We start from the raw sequence: 12354 nt of genomic DNA on the forward strand, positions 1-12354 counted from the left end.
CTCAACAATAAAAAAACTGTATACCATAAACTGTATACTGAAAACTTAATAACAAGATGATTTTACTAGACGGTAAAAAAACCTCCGCAGACATTAAAGAAGAAATTGCCCTTGAAGTAGCAGAATTAAAAAAACAAGACAAAAAATCACCACATTTAGCAGCCGTTATTGTAGGTAATGACGGAGCTAGTTTAACTTATGTAAACGCTAAAGTAAAAGCCTGTGAACGTGTAGGTTTTGAATCTACATTAATACGTTTACCTGAAGAAACAACTGAAGAAGAGTTATTAAATGAAATTGCTATTTTAAACATAGATAAAGACATCAATGGTTTTATAGTACAATTACCTTTACCCGAACATATTGATGAACAAAAAGTTATAATGGCTATTAACCCTGATAAAGATGTTGATGGCTTTCACCCTATGAATGTAGGTAAATTAGCTTTAAACTTACCTACTTTTATTTCTGCAACTCCTTTTGGTATTTTAGAGCTTTTAGAACGCTATAATGTTGATACTTCTGGTAAAGATGTAGTAGTTATTGGTAGAAGTCATATTGTAGGTAGTCCAATGAGTATTTTATTAGCTCAAAAAAGAAAAGTTGGAAATGCCACCGTAACATTAACCCATAGTAGAACAAAAAACTTAGCTGAAGTAACTAAAAAAGCGGATATTATTGTAGCTGCCTTGGGAATCCCTGAATTCCTAAAAGGTGATATGGTTAAAGAAGATGTTGTGGTAATTGATGTTGGTATTACCAGAGTAGCTGATGCTTCTAAGAAAAATGGTTTTAGATTAGTTGGTGATGTTGCTTTTAATGAAATAAAAGATAAAGCATCACATATAACTCCCGTTCCAGGTGGAGTTGGTCCAATGACCATAGCCATGCTTTTAAAAAATACTTTACTGGCTTTTTATAGACAAAATAACTAAAATATATAAACTAAAAGGTTGCTAACAAATGAGCAACCTTTTTACTTTAATTCTACTCAGGTTTTACCCCCTCACAAACAAACAACTAATAATCAAATACTTATCACTTTTTTAGAATACAAAAAAAATCAAGTGTTTTATCTGAAAAAACATTAAGAGTATAATCTTCTGACTTTAAATTCTCTATTTGTTTTCTATATTTTTTTAATAAACCTCTTCTATTTATTCTATTCAAAATTTCATAAGGTATTCTAAGTAAGATAGCTGGCATTCTTTTCTGCAAATTAAAAATGTCTAGCTTTAACAATTTAGAAACTGCAATACCGTTATTATTATAATACTCATCTGTCTTTTTATTTCCTTCTATACCTTTAATAATACAATCTTTAAAATAAGTATTCGTTAAGCTTTGAAGCTCACTAAAAGTATACTCTCTATAATGCCAAGGATTCCTTGCAATACTTTTATTGGCATTTGGAGTGCTTAAAAACACCTTCCCTTCAGGTTTTAACACACGGTGAATTTCTTTCAAGAATAATGAGTCATTTTTAATATGTTCAATAACTTGAAAAGATATAATAGTATCATAATAATTGTTTGGAATGTTTTTTAATGGAGGTATTTTTTGCTGAATAACAGTAGCCTCAGGATATTTTTTCTTTAATAATTCTACCGAATAACTAGATTTATCTATTAAAGTTAAACTTGAAACCTTTGAATAATATAAAGCTACTCCATAACCTTCTCCACATCCTATTTCTAATGTTTTTCCACTTACGTAATCAGAAACAATTTCATAAGCTTTTTTAGTTCTTAAAAATAAAGGTCTATCTGAATTAATCTTAGATGAGGTAACTTCTGTTGAAAAAAAATACATAAATACTAGTTTAGTAAGGCCAATTTTTAGCTTGCCAGTTTTGAAAGGATTTATCAATATTTTTAAAATTCATTTTTAAATCATTTCCTTTTTCTTCATTAAAAGAACTGTATTGCTCTATCATTTGAATATACATCCCTTTAACTCTATTAGCATAACGCACATTTATTATTGGATTAGGAGGATTAAAAGAAATTAACCATAACAATTCCTCTTTTAAGTTATTCATAGCCTTTAAACATACTTCATTTCCTTTTTTAGGGTTACCCGCTTTAAAATATAATTTTCCCATAGCAAAAGCATATTGTTTAAAAGGCACTGTAACATTAGGAAACATAAACATACTAGTATTCAAAATATCAACAGCTTCCTTACTGTTATCTTCTTCTAATAACGCTTGCGCTAAAAAGTAATAATTACGTCTTACTATTTGTTGAGTATATACCCTATTTTCATAATCTATAAATTTATCTTTTTCTTTAAACCCTTTAAAAGACAAGCCTTCTTTAAAAAATGGTAGCATCATATTGGTATCTACAATTTTAGGATTCAATTTTGGATTTACTCTTTTAACAGGCGTTAACACTTCTACCATTCCTTGTTGAATAGTATAAGGTTGAAGTCCTATATAATGATTGGTATTCCCATTAACAGCAAAAGCAATTGGTCTATCATTAATATTTTCCTGTATTATATTTAATAAAGTAAGATCATTAACAGCGTAAAAATCTTTCGAAAAACGCCAAACTAAATTATCAAGATACTTCAATTTTAAGGCTTTACTAGTATCGCTTCTAGTAAACATTGAAGTATCTACCTTAATAGAAAACACATCTGAAGGGATATAGTGTATTCTTTTTCCATTCCATTCTTTTTTGGTTTTCTCTTCTGATAAAAACTTGAAAAGAACTCCTAAATCTACTGGCTGATTAACTTCTTTCTGTAAAGGTAATTGCTCTTGAGTACCTTTTATATATAATTCTTTTGGAAGTGTTATTGAAAGTTTCTTTGAGGTATTCATAGTTAACCTCAATTTATCTATGTACCAATCTAACGCTAATTGATCAAAATTTATAACTCTAACATCTGTACGATACCCTTCCACTTCTTGTAAATACCATAATGGAAATGTCATATTATCTCCATTGGTAATTAAAATGCTGTTTTTAGGACATGAATCTAAATAAGCCTTAGCTAAAGACCTAGAAAATGTATCATCACTTCTATTATGGTCATCCCAACCCTTTGCTAATAATTGAATTGGAACTATAAGCATTAGTAATACAGACAGCACTATTAACAATCCTCTTTTATTAGCAACAAAAGAAAACCACTTATACAGTTGTAGTACAGCTAATCCAATCCAAATACAAAAAGGAATAAAAGAGCCAATAAAAATATAATCTCTCTCCCTTATTAAAATACTTGTGGGAACAGGGTTTACATAAATAATAATACCAAGACCAAAGGTTAGAAACAGTAGTAATGAAGTAAAAAAATGTACTGGTACTTTACGTAAAAACCATAAACCTATGAGTCCTATTAAGAAAGGAATTCCATAATATACATCTCTACTTAAATCATTTTTATAATAATTAGGCATTAAGGAATACGCTCCCACTCTATGTTTATCAATAAAATCAAAACCACTTATCCAATTACCATTTAAAATGGTACCTACCCCTTTATTGTCATTTTGCTTTCCTATAAAATTCCAAAATAAATACCTTGCATACAACCAATCTACTTGATAATTGTAAAAAAAGCTAAGATTTTCTGTAAATGTAGGTTTAATTATTGTTGTTTCTTTCCCCATAACATCATATGATATAGGTTTTCCCTTTACAGTAGTCCAAATTTTATACCCAGTAACATCTTTAGACTTATAACTGTGCATTCTTGGAAAAAATGTAGCAAACTCTTTTGCATAATTTTCAACACCGAATTTACCATTATCTATTTCAACATACTTTTTCAGCTCTTTATCATACCATAACTTCGGATTTCCATGTTTTAATGGAAGGTTTTTATGTAATGGTGCATTAAAATAATACCCTTTAAGTAAAGGGGTTTTACTAACTCCAAATTGTTCTGCCCTAATATATTTTAAAAGCTCTAAGCTGTTAGATGGATTGTTAGATATTGGTGTTACAGTATTGGCTCTAATCATACTAACTCCATAAGTACTAACACCTATGTAAAAAAACAACAAACAACCAATTATAGCCAACCAATTATAGCTCTTTTTTTTAATTCCTATTCCAAATGCAAATAACAATAATATAATTAGAAATATATATAAACATATAAGTCCTGTATTAACTTTAAAATTTAATTCATTGACTAGATATATATCTAAATGAAGTACTCCCTTTAAAAAGCCTTGAATCACAAATCCATAAATTAATAAAAATAACACTACTCCTGCCATTAACCCTATGACTAAGCTTTTTATGGATAGTTTATATTTTTTTGTAACAAATAGGATTGATAAAGGAATTACGACAGACAAATTTATTAAATGCACTCCCGCAGATAGCCCTAACAACAAAGCTGCAAAAAGTAATAATTGTAATTCTTTTTTTTGATTAGTTGTTTGCTTCCATAAAATTACTATATACCAAACACATACTAAAAAGAAAAAAGATAAGGTATAAACCTCTGTTTCTGTTGACGCTACCCAAAAACTATGAATAAAAGCTAAAGTTAGCCCACTAACGATTCCACTAATTGATGGTAACCATCTTGAATATTTATCTAAGGGCTTTGTAAGAGAAGTATACGCTAAGTTTTTTGTCAAAAAATAAACAATAGTTACTGTTAATGCTCCAAAAAAACCTGAAATAAAATTACTTAAAAAAGCAATATTCTCCGCAGGAAACCATGAGATTAATACATTTGAAATTAACATGTATAATGGAGCTCCTGGTGGATGTGTTACTTGTAACTTATAATTACTAGAAACAAACTCTGCACTATCCCAAAAAGAAATGGTTGGCGCCATGGTAAGTCCATAAACCACTAAGACTATTACAAATAATAGCCAGCCAATAATTTGCTCCATTTTTTTCATGATAGGAAATTTGGGGAATTGTATTCAGGAGTGAAAGATATGAGTTTTTTTTATATTTAAACATAACTGTAAAAACTCCTCTGTAAATCATTCAATAAAAATCTATACAAACTCCTATACATTTTAATTATAACAACCTTTCTCTTTCTTTATTTATTATTGAAAAAAATAGCTTTTATAATCATCTAATTAACTATAAATCCAAAGCTCTTAGTTTAAGAAAAAAGAAAATTAAAAAAAATATTAAATAAAAAATAGGGGTAACAACTAATTACCTGTACTAGTTATAAGAATAATTAATTATTTTTTATGACTACATTACTACATATACTCATAACTTTATTTTTTAAGTCTGCCCAAAAACGCCTTAAAAACAAAACAAACAACATACTTAAATACAACAAATTACGTATTGTCCGTTTTTTGTCCGGTGATTATTTATATATGATTCACAATAATTTAGTTGTTTTGAACAAAATTTTTAAAAATCATAAAAAGCTTTTAGCACAAACAATCTAGAATAACATTTTATAACGATTTTAATTAATTTATAATAAAACCCCACCCTTTATGAAGACAAAATTACTTCAACTAATAGTAATACTATTATCAACGCTTTACTACACTAAACTACAAGCGCAAACTTTAAATGAAACTCAAGGAACTGGTTCAGGAGTAAGTATTACCTCTGGCGATTATAATACTATGTTTGGAGATAGTACCGGTTCATCAGCTACGTTTACATCTAGGCTAACTTTCTTTGGTTTTGGAGCTGGTAAAAATGCTGTACATAGTACTAGTTTTGGTGATAAAGCCTTAAACGGTGCTTCTGGAATGGTAGCCATAGGTTTCATGGCAGGGTACTCTAATACTACTGGTTTTGATAATATGTTTATTGGAGAAGAAGCAGGTAAATTTACTACTACAGGAGGAGATAATACTTTCATGGGAACAGAAGCTGGAGAGAATAACACTACTGGATATGACAATACTTTTATTGGAGAAGAAGCTGGTACTTTTATTACTACTGGATATGAAAATACTTTTATAGGAGAAGATGCCGGTACAAGTATTGGTGAAGGCTTTAAAAATACTTTTGTAGGAAACGAGTCTGGAGGAAGTCATTTTGGCTCTAGTTCTTCAGGTAAAGGGTTCAGGAATACTGGAGTTGGAAGTGAGTCATTACAAGATATTAAAGATGGAGATCATAATTCTGCTTTTGGAGATTCTGCTGGTATTGATATAGGAGCTGGTCGTTGGAATACAATGATTGGAGCCGCTTCAGGTGTTGCTACTGAGCACGCAGACTACAATACTTTTATTGGTGGTATGGCTGGTTGGGATAACAACCGTACCAACAATACAAATGATGCAAACAGAAATACGTATGTTGGTTTTAGAGCAGGTTTTACAAATAGAGAAGGTGAAGACAATGTTGGAATGGGTGCTTTTGCAGATTATAAAGGTTCTGGTAGTAATAATACAAGAAGGTATAGAACTACATTCATAGGAGCAAATTCTCATGTTGGACAAAACGATGTTACCATGATGGGGTATAACGGTAGAAATGATGGACAGTATTCTATTTCTATTGGTCAAAATCATGATATGAGAGGAACTAGAGCCGTAGGGATTGGCCATACAATTAACATGAATCCTAATGCAGATAATTCTGTAGGTTTAGGAAATGAAACCAATATTTCTCAATCTTTTGCCATTGGTATCGGAAATGCTGTAGATGTAGACAATACTCAAGCTATAGCTATTGGAGCTAGTGCAGTTGCTCAAAATGATGGGGCAATTGTTATTGGATATGGAGCCAGATCAAATGATATAATTGACAGTACACCTACTGGACCGACACCAAGTGCTACTGAAGCTACCAAAAACATTGCTATTGGTCACAGTGCTATAGTAAGTGCAAGTAATTCTATTGCTATTGGTAACGGAGCTACCGCTGCAAATGCTAATACAATGATATTAGGAGGCGCAACTAACCCTGTAAGAGTAGGAATTGGAACTGATACTCCTAATGAATATGCATCCTTAGACTTAACAGGAACTAATAAAGGTTTAATAGTTAATCGAATGACAACTGCACAACGTGTAGCTCTACAACCGCAATTTCCAGAAGTACCTTCTTCTAAAGGTATTAGAGAAACTGAAGCTGGTTTATTAGTATATGATACTGATGAAAATTTATTGTATTCTTGGAATGGAACTGCATGGGTTACTTTGTTAGCAGATAATTTAGGAAACCATACCGCGACAACTATGCTTAACATGGGAAGTAATGTACTTCGTTTTGACAATGGTGAAGCTAACGGTATAGAGTTTAATGGTAGAGATCGTTATAAAATTTCATATGGAGGAAGTGCTAATTATGATTACGGACCAGTAACTGGTGTTAGTATAAAAACTTCTATGAGTACTTCAACCGCTAACGGTTGGACATGGGGACCTTATAATGCACCTCCTGTTGCAGCTATTAGTACAGAAGGTAAAATGCAAATAGCTAATAGTTTAAATATCGCTGGTAATTATGAATTTCCAATTACAGATGGTACTGCTGCTAATCAAGTATTAGCTACTGATGGTGCTGGAAAATTAAATTGGATAACCCGAGACTTATCTTTTGACTCTAACGCAGGAGTTTTATCTATTGGAAATGGAAATACTGTACAACTTAATGATATTGGCGGTGGTGGAATTCATGGTTTAGATTCTTTAAGAATAGATCTTACAAATAACGAAAAAAGATATATAGACATTGGAGCTATTTTTAAACAGGTACGCTTTAAAAATAATCAATTAACTTTTGCAGATAATCATACTGTAGACTTATCTAGTTTAGTCAATACAGATGCACAAGACCTTGCATTAGTCAACAATACGCTAAGCTTAACAAATGATGCTACATCGGTGGATCTTTCTACATATTTAGATAATACAGATAGTCAAGCATTAGCTTTAAATACAAATACGTTAAGTATCTCTGGAAATGCCGCTACAGTAGATTTAGAGAAATATTTAGACAATACGGATTCACAAGATCTTACTTTAGCGAATAACACACTAAGCTTAACAAATGACAATACTTCGGTGGATCTTTCAACATATTTAGATAATACAGATAATCAAGCATTAGCTTTAAATACAAACACACTAAGTATTTCTGGAAATGCCGCTACAGTGGATTTAAAAAAGTATTTAGACAATACAGATGCACAAGATCTTACTTTAGCGAATAATACACTAAGTTTAACAAATGATAATACTTCGGTGGATCTTTCTTCTTACTTAGACAATACAGATAATCAAGCATTAGCTTTAAGTACAAATACGTTAAGCATCTCTGGAAATGCCGCTACAGTAGATTTAGAGAAATATTTAGACAATACAGATGCACAAGATCTTACTTTAGCGAATAACACACTAAGTTTAACAAATGATAATACTTCGGTTGACCTTTCTTCTTACTTAGATAACACGGATAGTCAAGCATTAGCTTTAAGTACAAATACACTTAGTATTTCTGGAAATGTGGCTACAGTAGATTTAGAGAAATATTTAGACAATACAGATGCACAAGATCTTACTTTAGCGAATAACACACTAAGCTTAACAAATGATAATACTTCGGTGGATCTTTCTTCTTACTTAGATAATACAGATAGTCAAGCATTAGCTTTAAATACAAATACGCTAAGTATTTCTGGAAATGCCGCTACAGTAGATTTAGAGAAATATTTAGACAATACAGATGCACAAGATCTTACTTTAGCTAATAACACACTAAGCTTAACAAATGATAACACTTCTGTTGACCTTTCTTCTTACTTAGATAACACGGATAGTCAAGCATTAGCTTTGAATACAAACACGTTAAGTATCTCTGGAAATACCGCTACAGTAGATTTAGAGAAATATTTAGACAATACAGATGCACAAACATTAACTTTCTCAGGAACTAACTTAAGTATTGCCAACGGAAATACTATTGATTTAGCTAGTTTACAAGATGGAACTGGAACAGATAGTCAAGCGTTAGCTTTAAATACAAACACGTTAAGTATTTCTGGAAATGCCGCTACAGTAGATTTAGAAAAGTATTTAGACAATACAGATTCACAAGATCTTACTTTAGCGAATAATACACTAAGTTTAACAAATGATAACACTTCTGTTGATCTTTCTTCTTACTTAGACAATACAGATAGTCAAGCGTTAGCTTTAAATACAAACACGCTAAGTATTTCTGGAAATGTGGCTACAGTAGATTTAGAGAAATATTTAGACAATACAGATGCACAAGATCTTACTTTAGCTAATAACACGCTAAGCTTAACAAATGATAACACTTCGGTTGATCTTTCTTCTTACTTAGATAACACGGATAGTCAATCATTAGCTTTGAATACAAATACATTAAGTATCTCTGGAAATACCGCTACAGTAGATTTAGAAAAGTATTTAGATAATACAGATGCACAAGATCTTACTTTAGCGAATAACACACTAAGCTTAACAAATGATAACACTTCGGTTGACCTTTCTTCTTACTTAGATAACACGGATAGTCAATCATTAGCTTTGAATACAAATACATTAAGTATCTCTGGAAATACCGCTACAGTAGATTTAGAAAAGTATTTAGATAATACAGATGCACAAGATCTTACTTTAGCGAATAACACACTAAGCTTAACAAATGATAATACTTCGGTTGACCTTTCTTCTTACTTAGATAACACGGATAGTCAAGCATTAGCTTTAAGTACAAATACGTTAAGTATCTCTGGAAATGCCGCTACAGTAGATTTAGAGAAATATTTAGACAATACAGATGCGCAAACATTAACTTTCTCAGGAACTAACTTAAGTATTGCCAACGGTAATACTATTGATTTAGCTAGTTTACAAGATGGAACCGGGACAGATAGTCAAGCATTAGCTTTAAATACAAATACGTTAAGTATCTCTGGAAATGCTGCTACAGTAGATTTAGAGAAATATTTGGATAATACAGATGCACAAACATTAACTTTCTCAGGAACTAACTTAAGTATTGCCAACGGTAATACTATTGATTTAGCTAGTTTACAAGATGGAACCGGGACAGATAGTCAAGCATTAGCTTTAAATACAAATACGTTAAGTATCTCTGGAAATACAGCTACTGTGGATTTAACAAAGTATTTAGACAATACAGATGCACAAGATCTTACTTTAGCTAATAACACACTAAGTTTAACAAATGATAATACTTCGGTTGACCTTTCTTCTTACTTAGATAACACGGATAGTCAAGCATTAACTTTAAATACAAATACACTTAGTATCTCAGGAAATACGGCTACTGTGGATTTAACAAAGTATTTAGACAATACAGATGCACAAGATCTTACTTTAGCTAATAACACACTAAGTTTAACAAATGATAATACTTCGGTTGACCTTTCTTCTTACTTAGATAACACGGATAGTCAAGCATTAACTTTAAATACAAATACACTTAGTATCTCAGGAAATACGGCTACAGTTGATTTAGAAAAGTATTTAGATAATACAGACGCACAAAACTTAACTTTAACAGGTACAAACTTAAGTATTGCTAATGGAAATACAGTTGACCTATCTGCTATTCAAGATGGAACAGGTACTGATAATCAAAACTTAAGTTTAGCTAATAACAACCTTACTATTAGTAATGGAAATACTGTGAATTTATCTGCCTATGTAAATACGGATAGCCAAAACTTAACGAATGCTTCGTTGTCTGGAACAGACTTAACAATTGAAATTGAAAATGGAGCTTCAGTATCAGTAGATTTAGCACCTTTAGTTTCAAACTTACAATCTGAGTTAAGTACTGCTCAAAATCAAGTAACAGCCTTACAAACTCAAATGAACGATGTATTAGCTCGTTTACAATCTATTGAAAATTGTGCTTGTGATGGTACATTGTCTACTCCTACAACCTCTTTAAACAAAATAATGGGACCTAAATTATACCAAAATATTCCTAATCCTTTTACTAGTACCTCTTCTATTAAATATTATTTACCACATGATGTTTCAAAAGCATATATGGTATTTAGTGATGCTATTGGGAAAATTATTTCTAAAATTGAATTAGAAGAACGTGGTGAAGCTGAATTAGATATTAATAGCAACGGACTTCCATCTGGAACTTATCATTATACGCTTTATGTAGGTACTCAAAAAGTAGCTTCTAAACGTATGATTATTGAATAGCCAGAATAGATAGATAAATAGATTATTGAAAAAGCTCCACTAAATGCGGAGCTTTTCTTTTTTATCAATTATCTTTTATTTATTCTTTCAATATCTTCTCTAAATTTTTTTATTAAATCATTTGTAAAATTATCCATCACTTCCCTTTCCTCCTTTACTATTCCATTACTTGATCTAGAAACTTCCTCCAATACATCTAATAGAAACTCATATTCTTCATCAGGTCCATGATCTTCACAATATGCTATTACCTTTTTATAAAGCTTATTAACATCATTTTGCTTATTAACTTCATAATTAAAAGACCATTTAATATCGTCTCCCCATTTATGATCGGCTAACCTTTTTTCAATAACCTCTATCTCTTCCTTTTGGATACTTCCGTCTGCCATAGCAACTACATATAGTAACTCTCCAAATGATTCAAATAGTTTATATGCGCTTTTCATAAGTTATTCATTTAAAAGTATCAAAACATTCCTTTAAAACTCAACTTTTAAAAGCAATATTACAATACCCGTTAAGTTTTAAATTTACTCAATTTTTATTTGATTACTAATTTTATCTATATCTCTTAGTTTTTTAGCAGGTTTTCCTCCATAAATTGTGTTTTTAGGAACATCTTTCGTTACTACAGACCCAGCTGCAATAATTGAATTATCACCAATAGTTACACCTCCTATTATAGCGCAATGTCCACCAATCCATACATTATTTCCAATAGTAATTGGTTTTGCATAGCCTGTTTTATGACGATTTATAGGATTTATAGTATGTCCAGCTGTATAAATACCAACATTAGGAGCTATTAAGCAATTGTCGCCTATACTTACCTCAGCCATATCTAAAATAGTACAATTGTATCCAGCATAAAAATTAGCTCCTACATGAATATTATATCCAAAATCACAATGAAAATTATGTTCTACTACTATTCCTTTCCCCACAGTACCTAGAAGTTCATGTAATAAACTAACTTTAGTTTCATCATCTTCAAAATCTGTTGAATTGAACTTTTGTAAAAGTTTTCCTGCTCTCACATATTCGTTTCTCATATTTTTATCATATCGGATATACTCAATTTTCTTTGTATTCATATAGGTTTTAATTTTTATTGCACTTCAAAGGGTATATACCCAAACTATTTATTAGCTAATATAAAGAACTTATTAAGTAGTTTTAGAGCACTAAAATACCATTTACAATTTGTA

At 30.8% G+C, this 12354-nt stretch carries 6 protein-coding genes; 2 read left to right on the forward strand and 4 right to left on the reverse strand.

The window, feature by feature from the left end; translation table 11 throughout:
- Window positions 1-56 precede the first annotated feature (56 nt).
- A complete protein-coding gene (gene folD, locus ABNT65_RS06035; protein WP_348747425.1) occupies window positions 57-935 on the forward strand; it encodes a bifunctional methylenetetrahydrofolate dehydrogenase/methenyltetrahydrofolate cyclohydrolase FolD in 879 nt (292 codons plus the stop codon).
- Between the two features lie 103 nt (window positions 936-1038).
- On the opposite strand, the gene ABNT65_RS06040 is transcribed toward folD, so the two are convergent.
- Entirely contained in the window at window positions 1039-1812 is a 774-nt protein-coding gene (locus tag ABNT65_RS06040; RefSeq protein ID WP_348747426.1) for a class I SAM-dependent methyltransferase, read from the reverse strand.
- Between the two features lie 10 nt (window positions 1813-1822).
- Complete coding sequence (locus ABNT65_RS06045; RefSeq protein WP_348739306.1) at window positions 1823-4885, reverse strand: DUF2723 domain-containing protein; 3063 nt, start codon at window positions 4883-4885, stop codon at window positions 1823-1825.
- A 570-nt stretch (window positions 4886-5455) separates the two neighbouring features.
- Between ABNT65_RS06045 and ABNT65_RS06050 the strand changes: the two genes are divergently transcribed.
- On the forward strand, window positions 5456-11143 hold the full coding sequence (locus ABNT65_RS06050) for a hypothetical protein (protein ID WP_348747427.1): 5688 nt from the start codon (window positions 5456-5458) through the stop codon (window positions 11141-11143).
- A gap of 68 nt (window positions 11144-11211) precedes the next feature.
- Here the strand turns inward: ABNT65_RS06050 and ABNT65_RS06055 are convergent, their stop codons facing one another.
- Window positions 11212-11592 carry a TerB family tellurite resistance protein gene (locus ABNT65_RS06055; RefSeq protein WP_348704071.1) on the reverse strand — a complete coding sequence of 127 codons (381 nt, stop codon included), beginning with the start codon at window positions 11590-11592 and terminating at the stop codon, window positions 11212-11214.
- Window positions 11593-11676: 84 nt separating this feature from the next.
- Window positions 11677-12240, reverse strand: a complete 564-nt coding sequence (locus tag ABNT65_RS06060) for a sugar O-acetyltransferase (RefSeq protein WP_348747428.1) — start codon at window positions 12238-12240, stop codon at window positions 11677-11679.
- Window positions 12241-12354: the final 114 nt, after the last annotated feature.

It is taken from the genome of Tenacibaculum sp. 190524A02b, from assembly GCF_964036645.1.
GTDB classification, from domain to species: Bacteria; Bacteroidota; Bacteroidia; order Flavobacteriales; family Flavobacteriaceae; genus Polaribacter; species Polaribacter vairaonense.